This is a genomic window from Roseateles aquatilis, from assembly GCF_002205645.1.
GTDB classification, from domain to species: domain Bacteria; phylum Pseudomonadota; class Gammaproteobacteria; order Burkholderiales; family Burkholderiaceae_C; genus Roseateles; species Roseateles aquatilis.
The window spans coordinates 483,629-502,826 of sequence record NZ_NIOF01000002.1 but is presented as its reverse complement, the minus strand read 5'-3'; the positions used below and the strand labels follow the sequence as shown (position 1 = coordinate 502,826).

16 protein-coding genes are annotated in these 19,198 nt (G+C 70.1%); 7 read left to right on the top strand and 9 right to left on the bottom strand.

Going from position 1 to position 19,198, the window contains the following annotated elements:
* Nucleotides 1-105 precede the first annotated feature (105 nt).
* Nucleotides 106-2,184 carry a hypothetical protein gene (locus tag CDN99_RS07685; protein ID WP_088384217.1) on the top strand — a complete coding sequence of 693 codons (2,079 nt, stop codon included), beginning with the start codon at nucleotides 106-108 and terminating at the stop codon, nucleotides 2,182-2,184.
* Nucleotides 2,185-2,211: 27 nt separating this feature from the next.
* Here CDN99_RS07685 and CDN99_RS07680 read toward each other — a convergent pair whose 3' ends face one another.
* Nucleotides 2,212-4,386, bottom strand: coding sequence for a TonB-dependent receptor family protein (locus tag CDN99_RS07680; protein WP_088384215.1), 2,175 nt, complete (start codon nucleotides 4,384-4,386; stop codon nucleotides 2,212-2,214).
* 106 nt (nucleotides 4,387-4,492) lie between these two features.
* Nucleotides 4,493-4,870, bottom strand: coding sequence for a type II toxin-antitoxin system HicB family antitoxin (locus CDN99_RS07675; protein WP_088384213.1), 378 nt, complete (start codon nucleotides 4,868-4,870; stop codon nucleotides 4,493-4,495).
* 23 nt (nucleotides 4,871-4,893) lie between these two features.
* On the opposite strand from CDN99_RS07675, the gene CDN99_RS07670 reads away from it, so the two are divergent.
* Complete coding sequence (locus CDN99_RS07670; protein ID WP_088384211.1) at nucleotides 4,894-6,300, top strand: PQQ-dependent sugar dehydrogenase; 1,407 nt, start codon at nucleotides 4,894-4,896, stop codon at nucleotides 6,298-6,300.
* A 119-nt stretch (nucleotides 6,301-6,419) separates the two neighbouring features.
* Here the strand turns inward: CDN99_RS07670 and CDN99_RS07665 are convergent, their stop codons facing one another.
* From CDN99_RS07665 to CDN99_RS28610, 3 genes are all read right to left on the bottom strand, one after another.
* Nucleotides 6,420-6,614, bottom strand: a complete 195-nt coding sequence (locus CDN99_RS07665) for a DUF6496 domain-containing protein (RefSeq protein ID WP_088384209.1) — start codon at nucleotides 6,612-6,614, stop codon at nucleotides 6,420-6,422.
* A gap of 115 nt (nucleotides 6,615-6,729) precedes the next feature.
* Nucleotides 6,730-7,290, bottom strand: coding sequence for a hemerythrin domain-containing protein (locus CDN99_RS28615; RefSeq protein WP_158218781.1), 561 nt, complete (start codon nucleotides 7,288-7,290; stop codon nucleotides 6,730-6,732).
* Nucleotides 7,287-7,697: a hypothetical protein gene (locus CDN99_RS28610; protein WP_158218780.1), complete on the bottom strand. Its 411-nt coding sequence runs from the start codon at nucleotides 7,695-7,697 to the stop codon at nucleotides 7,287-7,289. The genes CDN99_RS28615 and CDN99_RS28610 overlap by 4 nt, the downstream gene beginning before the upstream one ends.
* A 424-nt stretch (nucleotides 7,698-8,121) precedes the next feature.
* Here CDN99_RS28610 and CDN99_RS07655 point away from each other — a divergent pair, with 424 nt between their 5' ends.
* The 3 genes from CDN99_RS07655 to otsB are packed head-to-tail and all read left to right on the top strand — an operon-like array spanning nucleotide 8,122 to nucleotide 11,767.
* Nucleotides 8,122-8,730: a hypothetical protein gene (locus CDN99_RS07655; protein WP_141100693.1), complete on the top strand. Its 609-nt coding sequence runs from the start codon at nucleotides 8,122-8,124 to the stop codon at nucleotides 8,728-8,730.
* The gene (locus tag CDN99_RS07650) at nucleotides 8,727-11,009 is read left to right on the top strand and encodes an alpha,alpha-trehalose-phosphate synthase (UDP-forming) (protein WP_088384203.1); all 2,283 of its coding nucleotides are present in this window, start codon (nucleotides 8,727-8,729) and stop codon (nucleotides 11,007-11,009) included. Before CDN99_RS07655 ends, CDN99_RS07650 begins: the two co-directional genes overlap by 4 nt.
* Nucleotides 11,009-11,767 carry a trehalose-phosphatase gene (otsB, locus tag CDN99_RS07645; protein WP_158218779.1) on the top strand — a complete coding sequence of 253 codons (759 nt, stop codon included), beginning with the start codon at nucleotides 11,009-11,011 and terminating at the stop codon, nucleotides 11,765-11,767. The genes CDN99_RS07650 and otsB overlap by 1 nt, the downstream gene beginning before the upstream one ends.
* A 178-nt stretch (nucleotides 11,768-11,945) precedes the next feature.
* On the opposite strand, the gene CDN99_RS07640 is transcribed toward otsB, so the two are convergent.
* Nucleotides 11,946-13,067: a mechanosensitive ion channel family protein gene (locus CDN99_RS07640; protein ID WP_088384199.1), complete on the bottom strand. Its 1,122-nt coding sequence runs from the start codon at nucleotides 13,065-13,067 to the stop codon at nucleotides 11,946-11,948.
* Between the two features lie 51 nt (nucleotides 13,068-13,118).
* Nucleotides 13,119-14,126 carry a hypothetical protein gene (locus tag CDN99_RS07635; protein ID WP_088384197.1) on the bottom strand — a complete coding sequence of 336 codons (1,008 nt, stop codon included), beginning with the start codon at nucleotides 14,124-14,126 and terminating at the stop codon, nucleotides 13,119-13,121.
* A gap of 245 nt (nucleotides 14,127-14,371) precedes the next feature.
* On the opposite strand from CDN99_RS07635, the gene CDN99_RS07630 reads away from it, so the two are divergent.
* The gene (locus CDN99_RS07630) at nucleotides 14,372-14,728 is read left to right on the top strand and encodes a hypothetical protein (RefSeq protein WP_088384195.1); all 357 of its coding nucleotides are present in this window, start codon (nucleotides 14,372-14,374) and stop codon (nucleotides 14,726-14,728) included.
* Here CDN99_RS07630 and CDN99_RS07625 read toward each other — a convergent pair.
* Together CDN99_RS07625 and rpoN are read right to left on the bottom strand one after the other, a co-directional pair.
* Complete coding sequence (locus CDN99_RS07625; protein WP_088384193.1) at nucleotides 14,697-15,566, bottom strand: hypothetical protein; 870 nt, start codon at nucleotides 15,564-15,566, stop codon at nucleotides 14,697-14,699. The genes CDN99_RS07630 and CDN99_RS07625 overlap by 32 nt on opposite strands.
* Before the next feature lie 172 nt (nucleotides 15,567-15,738).
* On the bottom strand, nucleotides 15,739-17,142 hold the full coding sequence (gene rpoN, locus CDN99_RS07620) for an RNA polymerase factor sigma-54 (RefSeq protein ID WP_238139412.1): 1,404 nt from the start codon (nucleotides 17,140-17,142) through the stop codon (nucleotides 15,739-15,741).
* A 735-nt stretch (nucleotides 17,143-17,877) separates the two neighbouring features.
* Between rpoN and CDN99_RS07615 the strand changes: the two genes are divergently transcribed.
* Complete coding sequence (locus tag CDN99_RS07615; RefSeq protein WP_141100692.1) at nucleotides 17,878-19,161, top strand: AI-2E family transporter; 1,284 nt, start codon at nucleotides 17,878-17,880, stop codon at nucleotides 19,159-19,161.
* Nucleotides 19,162-19,198 lie beyond the last annotated feature (37 nt).

Below are 19,198 nucleotides of genomic sequence, written 5' to 3'. Positions count from 1 at the left end.
CACCCGACGGAAGTGACAGGCATCGCCCGGATTCCGACTCGAATCGAGACGCCAGGACGACTTGATCCCCGTCGACCCTGTTGACTGCATTGCCAGGAGTGCGCCATGAGCGAAACCTCCATCTCGCTGTTCACCTCTGAAAACTGGGATCCACTCCTCGATGCCCATGAAAGCGGCTGGCGACTGGCCTTGGATGCCCCTGGCCGCCGCCATCTGGGGGAGCAGGAAGCCGTCTTCGTCAACGCCCTCCTGCGACGGGCCGGCAATCCGATGCGCATGCGCTGTCCGGCCGCGGAAAGCAGCGAGGTGCCATCACACGGGGATCACCCGTTCCGGGACACCTTCTCTGTCGGCCGATTGCAGGCCCTCGCGCGTGGGGCCGATCCAAGCGCCGCGCGAAGCCGCGACGCGGCGTTCGCGCACCTTTGCGAACTCGCCATGCAGGTGTGCAGGCGTCCACTGCATCTTTCGGAGGAAATCACGACGGCACTGATGGCGTCGGCGCGTCAGTACCTCCACAACGAGACATCGCGCGAGCGACGCCGATGGTTTGCCAGCCGCGATCCGGTCCAGTCCGAACGTCGAGAGGCGGCCCGGCGCATGCTGGACGCCGCGCAATCGCAGCAGTTGCGGATCCACGACTTCCGCGCTCGCGACGCTCTGACACACGGCGACCGGACCACGCGAGGCGACGCGATGCGAGCCCATGCCCTGGCGCTGCGAGAGCGCTTCGGCAGCGCCGCCGCGGCGGCCTCGTCGAGCGAGGTATCGCTGATCCGCGACGCGACGGGCGCGGTCATCTACGTGGTCAAGCCCTGCGGCGGCGAATCCGCTCAAAGCTGGATGCCAAAGGGCGCCGGCGCGCTGCGCGAGGCGCTGGCCGGCGCCGCCCTTGCGGAGATTCATCGCCAGGGCGGCATCGCATTTTCCTCGGCCCACGCCGAGGTGGTGGACATCGACGGCGCTTCCGCCCTGATCCAGACCGGCCTGCCGGGACGCATGCTGGGCCCGGAGGCGCACTTCGAAGCGATGGACGAGTCGGCCGATGCGTCGAGCTTTCGGTCGATGCTGGCGGCGGATCAGGTGTCGGCTTTTCGCATTCATCCGGCCGAACTGCAGCGCGCGGTGCTGGCCAAGCTGCTGATCGGCGATACGGATCTGAAATGGGCGAACCTGCTGGTGCAGGACGACGGCCGCTGCCACGCCATCGATCTGGCACTCGGGTTCCCCGAACCGCACGCTCAGGCGCTGGCGATGCAGCGCGAATTGAGCCTGGACATGCTGTGTCGCGCGCCTGACGGGCGAACCCCGCTGCCCGCCGCCGATCAGGCGCTGGATCCGGCCCTGGCCCGGGCCATCCTCGCGATCGACCCCTCCCGCTACGAAACCACGCTGCTGCGCGAGCGCCAGGCGCTGGTCAGCAACACCGCGGCGGGCCTCGCCAAGGTATCCCCAGCCGCCCACCCGGACCAGCGACTCAGCGAGGATGCGGTACGGATCGGCGTGCGCGGCCTGAGGCTGGTCCAGGAATTGATCCGCGAGACGCCCGACCAGTCGCTGCGTGCGTTGATGGCGCGATATCAGGCCCGCAGGGGTGAGCTGCTGCCCGCGGGCGCCCCGCACGCCGCGCGGGAGATGGACAAGGAGATGCTCACCTGGTCCGCCGCGGAGCGATCCGATCCGCTCCGGATGGCACGCAGCTTCGAACGCCACCTCGGCGGCCGGACGGGCCTGACGATCGCATCGAAGCCGGCCGACGAGACGCCGTCACCGCGCCTGGCGTCCGTCAAGCATGAGACGGTGGTGCGCCCCACTTTCCTGCCCGCCCCTGCCGAGAAGGACTGGGTCGTTGTCGAGCGCGGGCCCGACGTCCACGAACCGCTGTCGAACGCGGCGGTGGATGCACTGCTGTCCCGCGCGATGCCGCGCAACCCCTTCAAGAGGAAGGACCGCCGCCTGGGGGCGCTGCTGGTGGAGTTCAAGGCGCTGCGCGCGCTTCGCGGTCCGGCGGAGTCCCAGGCGGCCCGCTTGGCCCTGCTGGGCAGCATCGCCGATCTGAAGGTCCGCACGATGGATGCGGTCGACAAGCTGGGGGCCCGCGATCACGCCGCCATCCGCGCGGCCAGGGATCGTCTGCAGGCGCTGGCGTTGATCGAGGTCGAGGTTCGCGCGCGCCTGGCCTGAAGCAGGGCCTGAAGGCGCGCGCGGCGCTCAATCGGCGCCGGACGCCGTGGCGCGCAGCGACAGCCCGATCCAGAACGATCGCCCCGGTGCCGGCTCGTAGAAGCGGCCGTTGCCATCGTTGACGATGACGCTCCCCGCGTAGCGCCGATCGGCGATGTTGTCCACGCGGGCAATCAACGCCCACCGCATCGCGCCCATCGTCCCGCCGTGGCGCGCGCGCAGGTTGAGGACACCGTAGCCGGCGGCCCATTCACTGTTGGTGTCGTTGACGGCGGTTCGCTTCACGCCGCGCCACTCGACGCCGAGCTCGGAGACCGGCGCTCCCTCGTCACCCGGTCCGCCGCGTGGGCGCCAGGCCAGTTCCGCGTAGGCGCTGCCGCCGTTGGTCCCCGCGATGCGATTCCCCGACGCGACCGACGCGTTCGCCGACGCGCAAGGCGTGCCGACGCAGGTGAGGAACGCATCCCGGTAACTCGCCTTCAACGTGCCCAGCGCGACCTGAGCGTGCCATCGCGACGCGGGCCGCCAGGCGCCCGACAGCTCGATGCCGTCGCGCCGGGTGCGCCCCACGTTCTGATAACTGGATCGGCCGCCGCTGTTGGTCAGCACGCCGATCTCGTCACGCGTCGTGACATGGAAGACGGTGGCATCCAGCGCCACCCGTTCCCCGCGCCACTTCGCGCCCACCTCCTGCTGCAGACTCTTCTGCGGGCGCAGCGCCGCGTTGAAACCGCCAAGCCCGTCGGCCCGATACGCCAGCTCGTTGAGCGTCGGGGATTCGAAGCCGCGACCGAGGGCGGCATGCAGCAGCAGGTCCGACGCGACCTTCCAGCCCAGGCCGACGGCGGGGTTCGCATAGTCATACCGCAGCGACCCCGAATCGTCGCCGTTGGACAGGAATCGATCCCGCGCCGACATCGTGACCCGCCCCGCGCGCACGCCGGCGCTCGCGCTCAGGGTCGTGCCCAGCGGCACTTCGAGCTGGGCGTAGGCTTCGCGGGTCACGGCCTCGTTGCGCTCGTCGCGACGCAGCGCGCCGGTGACGCCAAGCCGCTGCGCCGCGCCGGCGCCCGCGAAATTCTCGTAGCCCTGGCGATCATCCGTCTGGCGCTCGACGTTGACGCCGGTGGCCAGCGTCGCCTCGCCCAGCCGCCACAGCAGGCGGCCATCGACGCCGTCGTAGCGCCGATCGAAATCGACGACCCCGCCGCCACTGCCGACCGGCGTCTGCGCGGCCACCGTGATCGCCTGCCACTGCGCCACCGAGCGGCGCCCGGCATAGGCCATCCACTGACCCTCGGCCAGCGGCCCCATGGCGTCGAAACGATGCTGCCATCGCGCGCCGAGCTGCGTCTGGCTGGCATTCTTGCGAGTGTTGAACTGCAGCGCCTGCGGCGTGGTCTGGTCGGAATCGGCGGCGAACTGCGCGGCGGTCAGCCCGAGCGGGTCTTGCGCGCGCTGGTCGATGTCGCTGAGCAGCACCAGCACCCGATCGCGCTCGCCGGTCCAGGTCAGACGACCGTTGGCGAGCGTGCGCCGGGCCGCGCTCTGCGGTCGAAAGCCGTCGATCTCCAGGTGGGACGCGCCGACCTGCGCTTCCCAGCCCTGGCCGAACGGCGTGCCGGCGGTGATCCGGACCTGACGCAGCCCCGCGCCGCCGGCGTCGAGGTCCAACGCCGCCGACCGTTCCCGAACCGGCGCGCTCACCAGCGCGATGACGCCACCCGAGCTGTTGCCGTAGAGGGCCGAGAACGGGCCGCGCAGCACCTCGACGCGGCGCGCGGACGCGAGGTCGAAATGGGTCACTTGCCCTTGTCCATCGGGCATCGTGGCCGGAATACCGTCGGTGTAGAGCCGCAGCCCGCGTACCCCGAACGGCGCCCGCGCGCCGAAGCCGCGCGACGACAGCTGCAGGTCCTGCGCGTAGTTCTGGCGGCTATTGGCGGTGATGCCGGGCACGCGATTCAGTGCCTCGGACAGATTGATCATCGGGCCGGCCCCGCGCAAGGTGTCGGCGTCGATCACCGAGGCCGCGTAGGGCGCGTTCTCCAGGGCCCGTTCGGAGACGCTGCCCGTGATCACGACAGCGGGCAGCTGCTTCAGCGGCTCATCCGGCACGCCGCTCGAAGGCGCCTCCCGCGCCGCCGCGACGCCGCACCACAGCAGCGCCGCCGTTCCTATCCAATCCCTGCTTCGCGTCATGCGTCTCCTTGACTCTTTCCGTCCGCGCCAAGGCGCGACCAGCAGCGGGCAGAGCAAGCGGGGTGCCAGGGCCTGCGTCGAAGGAATGGCCGCTCGGTCGCGCCGCTCACGCGCAGAGTTTCGACGCCACCAGCCGGTTCAAGCTCACGCCCTGCGCTCGCGCCTGCAACGTCAGGCGACGGTACGGATCGGGAGGAATGCGGACGGCGAATTTTCCGCTGAACAGCCGATCCGCGATGGCCTCCGGGATGTCCTCGCCCTGCGCCCGCATATCGGCCACCACGTCTTCGACGACGCGATAGACGCCTTTCAGCGCTTCCTGGGGCGTGCGGGCGAGCCATGACAGCGAAGGAAACTCGGTGCACAGCCCGACATGCTCGCCCTCCTCGGCGGATCGGGTGGATTGCGCTTGGGAACCCCGCTTGCTGGGGCTGCGACCGTCAGGGGGCGACGCCGGCAGGTCCGGCGATGCCCACACCGTCATTCCTTCCCTCCGTCGGAGAACCCATGAAGAAGAGCACTGCCCCGTTGATCCATGGCATCGTTGCCGCGAGCCTCGGCTTGGGCGCCTGGGCGGCAGGCCTGCCGGCCCACGCCCTCGAAGCCCAACCCGCCACGCCCCCCGGCTACGGCCCCAATCCCACGCTGCCCGAGCCGCAAAAGGGCCTGCTGCCCACCATCAATGTCGCCAAGGCCGTCGGCTGGCCGACCGGCGTGCAGCCGCAGCCCGCCGCCGGCCTGGCCGTGACGCGCTTCGCCGACAAGCTGGACCATCCCCGCTGGGTCTACGTGCTGCCCAACGGCGACGTGCTGGTGGCCGAGACCAACGCGCCACAGCGCCCGGACGACGGCAAGGGCCCCAAGGCATGGATCACCAAGCAGTTCCAGAAGAAGGCCGGCGCCACGGTCAAGAGCGCCAACCGCATCACCCTGCTGCGCGACACCAACGGCGACGGCATCGCCGACCAGCGCTTCGTCTTCGCCGAGGGCTTGAACTCGCCCTTCGGCATGGCGCTGATCGGCAATACGTTCTATGTCGCCAACACCGACGCCGTGATGCGCTTCCCCTACACCGCCGGCCAGACCCGCCTGGCCGGCAAGCCGACCAAGCTGGCCAACCTGCCCGGCGGCAGCATCAACCACCACTGGACCAAGAGCCTGATCGCCAACGCGGCGGGCACCAAGCTCTACGCCGGCATCGGCTCCAACAGCAACGTGGCCGAGAACGGCATCGAGAACGAGCAGAACCGCGCCGGCATCCTGGAGATCGACGTCCAGACCGGTGCCACGCGCGTCTTCGCCGCCGGCCTGCGCAACCCGGTGGGCCTGGCCTGGGAGCCGACGAGCAAGGCGCTGTGGACCTCGGTCAACGAGCGTGACGAGCTGGGCGACGACCTGGTGCCCGACTACATCACCTCGGTCCAGGACGGCGGCTTCTACGGCTGGCCGTACAGCTGGTACGGCCGCCACGTCGACGACCGCGTCAAGCCGCAGCGGCCCGAACTGGTGGAGAAGGCGCTGGTGCCGGACTACGCCGTCGGGGCGCACACCGCGTCGCTGGGCCTGGCCTCCGCGGAGGGCAATAAGCTGACGCAGACCTACGCCAGCGGCATGTTCATCGGCCAGCACGGCTCGTGGAATCGCAAGCAGCCGGCCGGCTACAAGGTCGTGTTCGTGCCCTTCGTCGGCGCCAAGCCCAGCGGCATGCCGCTGGACGTGCTGACCGGCTTCCTCAACGAGAAGGGTGAAGCGATGGGCCGCCCCGTCGGCGTGGCGGTGGATCGCCAGGGTGCCCTGCTCGTCGCCGACGACGTCGGCAACGTGATCTGGCGTGTCACCGCCAGCGGCGCGGCCGGTCCGACGGCTGCGTTCCCCGCGGCGACAGGCGCGGCCAGCACACCGGCCGCGCAGTGAGCGGGCCCTCCGGCGACCCAGTCATCCGGCGAGCGGACCTCGCACCAGGCGCGCCATGCCGAAGACGGGCCCCGCGCCCCTGGCCGCGATGGCCCGCGGGGGCCCGCGGGGGCCCGCGCTCAGTGATGCGCCGATGAACGTTTGGCCGGCACCTTCGCACCGGCCTTGCGTGCCTTGGACAGGCCGATCGCGACGGCCTGCTTCCGGCTCGTCACCGTCTTGCCGTCGCCGCCGCTCTTGAGTTCGCCACGCTTTTCCTCGTGGAGCGCCTGGGCCACTTCCTCCTGGGCCTTCTTGCCGTACCAGGTGCTCATGGGATGTCCTTTCGATGGGATGTGGAAGTCCGCCCCTCCGACAAACCCGCCGCGCGATCCGCCGCCGCCCGGACTGCGGATCGACTGTCGGTGGGGCGCGGGATCGGGCGGAGGATCAGGCGTCCTGTTGCCGCTCGGACTCCGCGCTCTCAACGCGAAGCTCGTCCTGCCATTGCCGCTCCAGCTCGGCACGACGGCGTCGCATCGCGGAGGACAGCGCGCGCCAGTCCACCGACGCCGCGTGCGTCAGGCGCGGCAGAATGCCTTGTTCCACGTCCTGCGCGTGATGCCCGACATAGCGCCCCAACACCCCGACCAGCGGCTCGAACTGCGCATCGTCGGCATGCATGCGCCGCAACTGCGACATCAGGATGCGCACGACCAGGTGTTCGATTTCCGCCTCGTTGATCAGGCGGCGCTCGCTGGCGCCGATCTCCGGGCACTTGCGCACGGCGGGATAGAAGAGTTCTTCCTCCAGCGTCGCGTGCAGCGTCAGCAGCGCGCAGGTGCGGCGCACCAGGACTTCGCACGACTCCATGTCGCCGCCCTCCCAGAGCCGGGCGAACTGGTGGAAGGCGTGCTGGGCGCGCTGGTGGTCGTCGACCAGCAAGGCGACGACCTCGTCGCGCGCCATCAGGTCGGCGCGCACGTCGCTGGGCATGAAGACGTGGCTCATGCGGTCGCTCCTTCTTCCGCCGTCGCCTTCCCCCCGGTCCGCGCGCAGCTTGCCGCCGTGCCTTCGCCGGCACGTTGCCGCGCGGGCGTGGCGTGATCGTCGTGATAACGCCGCGGGCCATCCGGATGCACGCCCGGATCGTCGGGATGTTCGTGCGGGGCCTGATCTGGCCCGGGAGCCGGCGGCTGGGCGGGGGCCTCGCGGCCGGTCTTGTCCGACGGCGCCGGGGCGGGCCTGGGCGCGGACAACATCGCGTCGCGCCGGGGCGTCTCGATAGCCTGGTCGTTCATGAGGAGCCTCCTTGAAAGCGATGCGGCAAACGAGGTGCCTTCCCGATCGAAGAACTGAACACGCATCGTGCCACCGCGTGCCACCACGTCGCGAGCGAGCGCGACCGCCGCGGACACCCCGGCATCGGCCGGCGCATCGCTTCAGCCCCGGGCGCGCCGCTTGCAGGCGCCCGGTTCCCGCGCCGTCGTCGGTACTGGCGCGCTCCCCCACTCTTCGAGGATGCCCATGCGCCACGCCGTCACGCCCCTGCGCGTTCACTCCATCCCACCAAGCCCGCCTCATCCCGATGAAGTCCCCAGCGTGCCGCCGCCGCCGCATGGCCCCGCCCCCGAGCCCGAGCGACATCCCCCGGACATCATCGACCCGCCGCCCCCCGGCGAGAACCCCATTCCGGTGCGCGAGCCGCCCTACATGCCGCCGCCCACCGCGGTGCATTGAACGAGCACCGGCGGACGTTCGCATCACGGGGCGCCGGGCCGTCGCCCGGCACGACGTTTGCCTATGACGGAGGCTTGTTTCTCTCTGTCACAGGAGTCGCCTTTGAATGCTTTGCTGCTCCCGGCGCTGCGCCGGGCATGCGCCGACGGCGTGCTGGCCAGCCTGTTCTCGGGACTGGCGCTGTTGCGCGGCAGCCGGTCCGACCTGGCCCATCTGGTCGGGCGCTCGGAGTACCGCGTCGGTCGGCCGCCGCTGAGATCCGCCGCCACCGACATCGCCCTGCACACGGCCACCGCCGTCGTCTGGGGCGCCCTCTACGACCGGATGCGCGCGCTGCGCCGCCGGCCCACGCACGGCAACGCCGTCCTCGATGCGTTGCTGCTGACCGGCGTCGCGGCCGGGCTGGACCGGGTGGTGGCTCCGCCGCTGCTCACCCCCGGCGCCGACCGGCACGCCACCGCCGCGGGCACGCGTCCGCCTTCGATGCTGAGCCTGATGATGGTCTACGGCGGCTTCGCGGCCGGACTGGCGATCGGCGGCATGGTGGCGCTGCGCCGCCGCGAGGTCGATGGCGACGACATCGATGACGATGTCGATGACGATGTCGATATCGACGACGGCTGGAAGGCCCATGGCGCGGACGACGGCGCCGACGACGGATTCCGTCGGCGTCTGCGCACCGCCTTCGGGCGGGTGGGCGGACGGGCATGAAATCACTGCATCTACAGATCCGCTTCCTGGTCCCGCTGCTGGTTACCTTGACCGTCGCGGCGCTGCTGGCGCTGCCGCTGCTGGACCGCATGACGCTGCGCTGGTTCTCTCGCGACCTGAGCACGCGCGGCGCGATGGTCGCGAAGACGCTGTCCGTCGCGATCTCCGACATCGAGCCCGGCGCGAAGCGCGAGCGCCTGCGCAACCTCCTTGAACGCGGCGTCCTCGACGAACGCCTGGTCGGCATCGCGATGTGCGCGGCCGACGGCACGCAGGTGCTCAGCACCAAGGGGTTCCCGGACACGCTCGGCTGCAAGGAGGCCGAGGCCACCGCCGCGCAAAAGGACCCGCGTCTGGAACTGGCCAGCGGCGCGGTGCACGTGGGCGTCTTCCCGGTCAATCCGGCGCAGGCCGACTCGGACCGGCTGGTGCTGCTGCACGACCTGAGCCTGCCCGACCGCCGCAGCCTGGACACGCGGCGCTACATGATCATCTTCATCACCGTGCTGGGCCTGGCCATCGCGGGCATCACGATGATCGTGGCGCAGCTCAGCTGGCGCGGCTGGGTCTCCGGCATGCGCGCGATCCTGCGCGGCGAGGGGCTGGTGCGTCCGTTGCTGCAAAAGGGCCAGGGCGGCGCGGCCGATTCGGCGCCGCCGGAACTGCAGCCGCTGGAAGTGGAAATCCGCCAGCACATCCGCGAGCTGGAGGACAACCTGTACCGCGAGCACGGACCGCTCACGCCCTGGGACCCCGAGCGGCTGCGCGGACTGCTGCGCACGCAGTTGCGGGGCGACCAGGTGATCGTCGTCTCCAACCGCGAGCCCTACATCCATCAGCGCGGCCCGAACGGCGTCACCGTGAGCCGGCCGGCCAGCGGCCTGGTCACCGCCGTCGAGCCGGTGATGCGCGCCTGCTCCGGCACCTGGATCGCGCACGGCAGCGGCAGCGCGGACCAGGAGGTCGTGGACGAGAACGACCGTGTCGCCGTGCCGCCGGACACGAAGGAATACGTGCTGCGGCGCATCTGGCTCACCGAGGAAGAGGAACTGGGCTACTACCAGGGCTTCGCCAACGAGGGCCTGTGGCCGCTGTGCCACGTCGCGCACGTGCGGCCGGTGTTCCGGGAATCGGACTGGGCGCAGTACCGCGCGGTCAACCAACGCTTCGCCGACGCCGTCGTGGCGGAGGCGCGCGGCGACGACCCGGTGGTGCTGGTGCAGGACTACCACTTCGCGCTGCTGCCGGCGATGGTGCGCGAGAAGCTGCCCAAGGCCACCATCATCACCTTCTGGCACATCCCCTGGCCCAACCCCGAGTCCTTCGGCATCTGCCCGTGGCGACGCGAGTTGCTGCAAGGCATGCTGGGCAGCACCATCCTGGGCTTTCATACGCGCTTCCATTGCAAGAACTTCACCGAGACGGTGGACCGCTACCTGGAGGCCCGCATCGAGCACGAACACGCCACCATCAGCTATCAGGGCGAGCCGACGCTGGTGCAGAGTTATCCGATCTCGATCGCCTGGCCGACCGACGAGGAGCGCGCCGGCTGGCCGTCCCCGGCCGATGCGCGCCGGGCGGTCTTCGAGCGACTGCACCTGGCGCCGGACACGATGCTGGCCGTCGGCGTGGACCGCTTCGACTACACCAAGGGCATCCTGGAGCGGGTGCACGCGGTGGAGCGGCTGCTGGAGAAACATCCGGAGTGGCAGGGACGATTCGTGCTCGTGCAGGTCGCGGCGCCCACGCGCAGCGCGCTGGAGGAGTACCGCGAGTTCCAGGACCGCATCCACCGCGTGACGGACCGCATCAACCAGCGCTTCGGCGACGCGGGCTACAAGCCGGTGCTGCTGCTGGCCGAGCACCACGACCATCCGGCGCTGATGGAGCTCTATCGCGCGGCCGACATGTGCGTGGTGACCAGCCTGCATGACGGCATGAACCTGGTCTGCAAGGAGTTCATCGCCGCGCGCGACGACGACCAGGGCGTGCTGATCCTGAGCCGCTTCGCCGGTGCCGCGCGGGAGTTGCCGGAGGCGCTCGTGATCAATCCGTACCACGTCGAGGAGACCACCGACGCGCTGCACCGCGCGGCCACGATGCCGCCGCAGGAGCAACGCGAGCGCATGGCCAGCCTGCGCATGACGGTGCGCGAGTTCAACGTCTACCGCTGGGCCGGCCGCATGCTGACCGATGCCGGCCAATGGCGGCTGCGCGAGCGCATCACGCGGCGCGTGCAGCGTCGCTCGCGCGAGTCGGGCGAGGCGGTGGCGCCATGATGCCGGTGCGCCCCCTGCTGGGCCCGGAGGGCCGGGCCGCGATCGAGCGGCTGATGCGCAACCGCCCGCTGCTGGGTTTCGACTTCGACGGCACGCTCGCGCCCATCGTCATGCATCCCGACGAGGCACGCATCTCGCCGGTGATCGCCCGGCTGCTCCAGCAATTGACGGAGCGCCTGCCGGTGGCGGTCATCACCGGCCGCCAGGTGCTGGACGTGCGCCATCGGCTGGGCTTCAAGCCGACCCACATCATCGGCAACCACGGCGCGGAGGATGAATTCCTCGGGCCGGACCCGCGCGTGGTGGAGACGCTCAAGACCTTCCGGCGGCATGCGCGGCGGCTGGAGCCGATGCTCAACGAGGCCGGCGCCACGGTCGAGGACAAGGGCGCGTCGATCGCGATCCACTACCGGCTCGCGCCCAACCCGGTGCTGGCGCGCGAGGCCATCGCCGAGCTGATGAACGAAATGCCGCCCGGCATCGAGGCCGAGACCGGCAAGCGCGTGGTCAACATCCTGGTGAAGGGCGCGCCGGACAAGGGCGACGCGATGGCGCGCCTCACCACGCACTACGGCACCGACGCCGCGTTCTACGTCGGCGACGACACCAACGACGAGCCGGTCTTCCAGCGCGCCGGGTCCGACTGGGTCACGGCGCGCGTCGGGCCGCGGCTGGACCACAGCCACGCCTCCTACTACCTGCAGGAACAGGCGGAGATGGAGACCGTGCTTCAGTTGATGCTGGAAGCACTCCCCTGACTCCGGCCGGCGCCGAGCACCCGCCGTCCGGATCAGGCCGCCCCGGGGCCTGTTTGCGCAAGTATTCGGAGGAATTCGGCAGCCAGCAGGCTGACGAAGGGGGACATGGAGCAAACAGGCCCCGGGTCGGCCTGATCCCGCTCGGTCGATGAAGCGTTCTGGGCTGGCCTCGACCGCCTCAAGGCGCCGGCGACGGCGGCAGCGTCGGCTTCTCCATGGGCGCCATCGGTGCCGGCTCGCTCTCCATCAGCGCCCGCACGCGCGGCAGCGACTGCGGGAACTCCTTCTGGATGTAGGCGATCAAGCCTTCCCGCAGCTCGCAGCGCAGGTCGAAGGCCTTGCCGGAATCCTTCGCGCTGACCAGCACGCGGATCTGCATCGTGCGCTCCGTCGTGTCGACGACCTGCACGCCGCAGACGCGCCCGTCCCAGTGCGCAGAGGCCTTGCACATCGCCGTGGCCTTGTCCCGCAGCGCCGGTACCGGCAGCGTGTAGTCGACCCACAGCATCACGGTGCCGAGGATGCTGGAGCTGGTCCGCGTCCAGTTCTGGAAAGGGTTCTCGATGAACCACTGCAACGGGATGACCAGCCGACGCTCGTCCCAGATCTTCAGCACGACGTAGGTCGAGGTGATCTCCTCCACCCTGCCCCATTCGCCCTGGATGATCAGCACGTCGTCGAGCCGCATCGGCTGCGCCATCGCGATCTGCAGGCCCGCCAGCAGGTTGCCGAAGACCGAGCGCGCCGCCAGGCCGAAAACCAGGCCCGCGATGCCCGCCGAGGCCAGCATGCTCGCGCCCAACTGCCGTGCCCGCGGGAAGGTCATCAGCACGAAGGCCAGCGCCGTCAGCAGCACGGTGGCCTTGGCGATGCGCGACAGCACCTTGGTCTGCGTCTGGATGCGCCGGGCGTTGAGGTTGTCCTCCACATCGGCCGGATGCAGCAAGGCCACGCCCGCGGCGACGCCGGACACGGCGCCGATCGCCACCGCCGCGATCGCCGCGATCGTCAGCACGCCCAGCAGATGCTGGACGCCGTCGATGCCGAGCACGGTATCGGGCACGCCCTGGGCCGCGATCAGCAGAGCCACGATCGGCAGCGCCCATCGCGTGGGACTGTCGCAGCGCCGGACCACCGAGGTCAGCAGCGGCGAGAAGCGCGTCAGCCGCAACGCGACGGGACGCAGGATCGCGTGCAGCAGCAGCGCGCCGGCGATGACGACCAGGGCGCCTATCAAGAACTGCCCCCACAGCAACAGATGGGCGTCGAGGGTCGAGAGTCGGGCGTGCCATGCGTTCATGGCACGCCGTGCGGCAAGCGTCGTTCCGGCGTCGGATCGCGCACGCACGCATCAATGGAAACCGCGCTCCCAAAGCTCGCCGCTGTCCGTGGGCGACACGGGACCATCCTCCCCCTCCTCCGGGTCGTCGAACGACGGCGGGTCCAGGTCGATCATGCCGCCGGTCGCCGGGACCGGCGGCGCCACGGCCCGCGCCGCTGACGCCGCGAACAACTCCGAGCGGATCTGCGCCAGGGTGCCCCCCCTGGCCAACAGTTGCGGCCGCAAGGCGTCGAATCGAGCCACCATCGCCTCGCGCTGCTCCGCTTGCTCGGCGATGATGGCCGACGGTCCAAGGCTGTTCCGGATTGCTGCCTCGTAGTCGAGGAGGGTCGTCCCAAGGGCGTCCGCATGGGTGCTGCTCGCCTTGACGATCTCGTTCAGGGAGAGACCGCCCTTGAGGGCAGAGTCGGTCTGGGCAAGAACCCTTGCGGTGCGGCCACAAAAGTCCTGGATCGCTCCGGCGATCCCCTTGTCTGCCGCTGGCGCATAGAGCCCGGCGTCGCCCAACTCGATGTCGATCTGCTTCAGTCTGGCCTCGAAACGCTCCAGGCGCTCCGCGAAAGGCAGGCGAATCCGGTTGCGAAACTCGCTCAGGTTCAAATGCATCGTGAAGAGCGCCTCCCTCGCGTCCATGCAGATCGACAGCTCCCGCCCGGCCTTCAACAGCATGGCGGGCAAGGCCGGATCCGGACGTTGGCGCAGACCGAGGTCGCTGCGCAGGTGCTCGATCAGCCGGGGGAGCGCGACGTGCATACCCGAGCGGTCCTTGGCGAGTTGACTGAAGTAGCGCGACACGGTCGAGAGATCCGCGTTCGAGTCATGCGGGGGGCGCCCAGCCCCTGCGCCACGCTCGCGCGAGAGACGCGGCAGCCGGCCCGGCGGCAGATCGCCACTCAGGCAGGCATCCAGCGGATCGGTGCCGGGCCGCCCCGCCGAGGGAAGCGCCTCCGCGCCCTCCAGCGCGTCCCGAAATGCCGACGCCAATGGGTCGTACGACGTCAATGGAAAGTTGTTCATTGCTTGCTCCTGATGTTGCCCACCGATCGCAACCACGCGGTCGGCTCCGGACGCGTGTCAGTGCCTGCACGCGAGCGGCGGTCACCGGCGTTGCGCTCGTCGCGACCCATGCACCGCGACATGAGCGATGCCGAGCGCGATGGCAATGGCGGCGAATGCGTGTGAACGATCGGGCTGGATGACGCCCATCTCGATGGGTTGCCCGCTTGCCTGGAGGCTGTATCGCAACGAACGAGGTAATCGCCATGGGCAGCACCACCGACCGCAAAACCGACGGAAAGGCCGACCGTCCCACGCCCGCGCCGCGCCGCATGCTCGACAAGGCGCCGGTGTCGCCAGGGTCCAAGCGCTCGAAGGACTCTGCATCCGGCAGTGACAATGACGCGCAGTTGCCGCACGAGCGCGATCAGAGCACCGGCGCCGACTCGACCGGTGGCATGGGCACCGGCGCCGCCGGCCAGCAGCAGCGCGAGGTGATCGGCCAGGCGCACGACGACCTGAAGCAGGGCCAGGTCGATACCGACCTGCGCGCCACGCCCGGGCTGGATGCCGAGCGTCGCGATCGACTCGTCAAGAACGCGGGGAACCGCGATCGGAAGTAGCACCGGCCGGATCGGCGCCGGGGCGGCGGGTGCTCGTCTCGTCCTGGGCCGAGAAGTACCGGCTCTGCATCGATGCCATCGAGCTGTGCGCCGTGGACATCGACCTCGACGGCGCCGTGGGCGTCAGGGGATAGAGCATCGACGCCGGGGGTGCCGAGGGCTCAACCGGCGCATGAGCGGCGTTCCATGCCGATGACCTGAAGCGGTCCAAGTTCGGGGGATAGGCAATGCCGATCGAGTCGATGCGGGCAACCGCCGGATGGAGGACGCGTTCAGCAGGCGCCGCCGTCGCGTTGACGGCCATGACGCTTGGCCGCGCGACGACTTTGGACGGACCGGCAAGCCGGGTCCGCTCGGCTCCGAGCCTCTCGTCACGCCCGCCCCGACCGAGGCGAACACGGCAATGACTCTCCAAGGTCTTGTACAGCCGGTAGTCCTCGCCCAGTGCGTGCGCGATGCTGCCAGAGAGCTTCGGCGGTGCGTCGCTCATGCCGCGCCGCCGCTCCTCCTTGCTGAGCGGCTTCGGCATCGAGGCCCCCTCCAGCCACGTCTCCCATTCCCCCCAGACCTTCCGCGCGGCCTCCATGTCTTGGTAAAGGGCGTCGCCTTTCCCCATCACATCGAGTTCCTCGCGCCACCACGCCGCATCCATGGACAGCCCGGCCACCTCTTCGAGCGCCGCCCGCGGATCCACCATGTCGTGACCGGTCACGTCCAGACAGCGGCCTGTCACGTGAGCGCGCTCACGATTCTGCGTTCGCCTCTCGTCGAATCCATGGTCCGCGTCGGCGTTGGGGCCGAAGAGATAGGCTCCTGTCGTTAATTTCGTCGATGGCATCCGGACTCCTTGCTCAGCCGCGCCCGGGGATCGGGCGACATGAAGAGGGCATGAGTTCGGCGGTGCCGGTCGCGGTTCCTTGGCCAAATGAAGACGGAGCCTTCGTGGGCTCCGTCCTTGTCTCCATCGCGCCTCGGAAAGTTGTCCCGGAAATTCGTTCGTGGCCAGCGCCTCAGCTGTGTTGACGGCGCCGCTCGACCGCGTCGATGCGCAGCATCTGCCGGTACTTGGTCACCGTGCGCCGCGCCACTACCAGCCCTTGGCGGGCGAGTTGGCGCGTGATCTCCGCGTCGGAGAACGGGTTCTCGGCGCGTTCGGCCTCGATGATGTCCTTGATCAGGCCGCGGATCGCGGTGCCCGAGCACGCGCTGCCGTTGCTGCTGACGATCGCGCGCGAGAAGAAGTACTTGAGCTCGTACACGCCCGAGGGCGTCGCCAGGTACTTGTTGTTGGTCACGCGGGACACGGTGGACTCGTGGATGCCGACCTCGTCGGCGATCTCCTTGAGGCCCAGCGGCTTCATCGCCATCGCGCCGAATTCGAGGAAGTGGCGCTGACGCTTCACGATCGCGTTGGCCACGTCCAGGATGGTGGAGAAGCGCTGCTCGATGTTGCGCATCGTCCAGCGCGCTTCCTGCAGGTGGTTGGCCATCTCGGCATGACCCTGCTTGCGATGCCGCTGGAACAGCTCCGCATAGACCTGGTTCATGCGGACCTTGGGGATCACCGCCGGATTGAGCTGCACGCGCCACTGGCCGCGCACCTTCGTCGTCAGCACGTCGGGCACGATGTACGCGGCCTGCGTCGTCTCATAGCGCCAACCCGGTCGGGGATCGAAGCGGCGCAGCTTGAGGCACACCATCTCGGCCTCGGCGACGCTCACGTCCAGCAACTGCGCCAGCGACGGAATGTCGCGCGAGGCCAGCAGGTTCAAATGCTGCGTGATGATCCGCTCGGCCAGCATGCGACTGCGGGTGTCCTCGATCTTGGGCAGTTGCAGCAGCAGGCATTCGGCCACGCTGCGCGCGCCCACGCCCAGCGGATCCAGCGCCTGCACGCGCTTGAGCGCGATCTGCATCTCGCCGAGCTCCACCGCCGGCTGCAGTTGCGCGACCGCGGCCAGCTCTTCCAGCGAGCTGCGCAGATAGCCGTCGTCGTCGACCGACTCGGCCACGATCGACGCCAGCAGCAGATCGCGCGACGACAGGCGCAACACGTTCAACTGGCTGCGCAGATGCTCGCGCAGGCAGGTCTGCGCGGCGGTCATCTCCAGCGCGCTGAGCTCGCCGTCCTCGGCGCGCCGCAGCGACCCCGAGCTCTCGGCACGCCAGATCTCGCGGTCGTCGGGCAGCGGCTCGGGCATGTCGGCCATCACCGGCGCCGGCGCCACCTGCGCGTCGCCGTCCATGGCCGCGGCTTCATCGCCGCCTTCGGTCACTTCCAGGAAGGGGTTGCGCCCCAGCATGTCGGTGACCATGGTCGAAAAGTCCAACGAGGACATCTGCAGCAGCCGCACGGCGTGCTGCAGTCGGGGTGACAGGGTCTGCGACTGCCTGTGCTCGTGCCGTAGTTCCATTGCTCCCACTGGGAAACTCCTGATCGGGCTAGAGGTTGAAACCGCCTGCAACGGGCGGTCGCCGCGTTGTAGGCAGTGCCGGCGAACCGGCGCGATATCCCCTCAACGCAAGACCCATGCCGCCCTGGTCGCGCGGTTTCACATCGCGGACTGACGGCCATTCGGCGTGCCCGGCCCGAACCCGCAAACCCTTTGGGCATGGGGCCTGCCGGGCATCGACCCGCCCACGCGCGATCGCATGGACGCCGTCCCCTCCGTCGTCATCGCGTCGCGCGTAGCCGTTCCGAACCCCGCCGCCCGGAACGCTTTGCGGTAGCTTTTACCGTCGCACGCCGTACCCAGCCTGTACCCGGCCCGTGTCACGCGTGTATCCGGCCCACGTCCGGCCCGTATCCGGCCCACCTCCGGCATGCACGCGGCCCGCGCGTACCGTGTACGCGGACATCCCCAGGCCCGCCCCAGCGCGCGCCACGATGCGGTGGCGACTGGCCGATCGCGCGGAAGGCGACGCTTTCGCACCCGCGTCCTCGCGCGCTGGCCCGGCGATTGCTTCATTGCGCTCAACAACATCTGACCGCGCATTCCTTACCGCACGCGGCCGCCGAGGAGACCACCATGCCCCGCCCCTTCCGCCGCGCCGTGCCCACGCCCTTTCGGGGGCCGGCCCGGACGCCCCGTCATGGCCGCGGGGCGACTGCCCCGCGGCCTTCCTGAACGCCGCCGGGACCCGACGCCTTGCGTGCCGCCGCCCTGCCCCCGACCTCGATGCGCCGCTGGGCGTCGCGCGGCCTGTTGTTGATCGCGCTGATCTTCCTGCTCAAGGAGGCCAGCGCGATCGTGCTGCCGGTGCTGGTGGCGCTGATCCTGACCTTCGTGCTGGCGCCGGCCGTGCGCACGATGCGTCACCACGGCGTGCCCGAGGCCATCAGCGCCGGCATGCTGGTCACCACGGTGGTGGGCTGCTCGGTGCTCGCGGTGGCGCTGCTGGCCGAGCCCGCGGCGCAGTGGTGGGAGCGCGCGCCGGCGGCCGTGACGCAGGCGCTGAACCGCGTCGACCGCTGGCGGGCCGCCATCCCGGGCTTCGGCCCGCCCACGGAGCGTCGCGTCGCCGGGCGCGCCGCCGCGCCGCCACCGGCTGATCCGCTGCGCGAGCGCCTCGCCAGCGAGAGCGTCGCCCTGACCGCACAGGTGCTGGGCCAGGGCGTGCGGTTGCTGGTGTCCGCCGCGGCCACGACGATCCTGCTGTACTTCCTGCTGGCCTCGGAGCACTGGGTGCTGTCGCGCTGCATCGAGCTGCTGCCCCATCGACCGCGCCTGCGCGCGGTGGTGCTGGGCGGGCTGCGCGCGGCGCAGCGCGACATCTCGCGCTACATGGTCTCGGTGTCCGCCATCAACCTGGGCGTCGGGCTGGTAGTGGCCGGCGCGATGTGGCTGGTGGGCCTGCCCAACCCCGGCCTGTGGGGCGCGCTGGCGGCGCTGCTGAACTTCATCCCCTACCTCGGCCCGCTGATCATGGCGGGGCTGCTGCTGGCGGCGTCGCTCGCCTCGTCGCCGGGCGACGGCGGGCTGACCGCGCTGGCGGCCCCCGCCGCCGCCTACCTGTGCGTGCATGCGGTCGAGGCCAACTTCGTGACGCCCTTCGTCGTCGGCCGGCGGCTGTCGATGAACCCGCTGTCGGTGCTGCTGTCGGTGATGTTCTGGGGCTGGCTGTGGGGCGTGGCCGGCGCGGTGCTGGCCGTGCCGTTGCTGATCTGCCTGCGCAGCATCAGCCAGCGCAACCGCCGCATGCGACCGGTGGCCCTGTACCTGCGCGAGAGCGACCGCCCCTGCCCACCGCTGTCGACCCTGCTGCGCCCGCCCCGGGTCCTGCCGGCGGGCGCGGCCACGCAGGTCGTCACGACCACCACCGTCACCACGGCCACGACCACCGCGACGATCCCGTCGCCCGCCGGCGCGCCGATCGGCGCCGTCCCCTTCATCGACCGGTCCGGCCCGTCCCACGAGCCTGAAATTCCTTGAACAGCACCGCTCATAATCTGCCGCCGCAGCGCGGCAC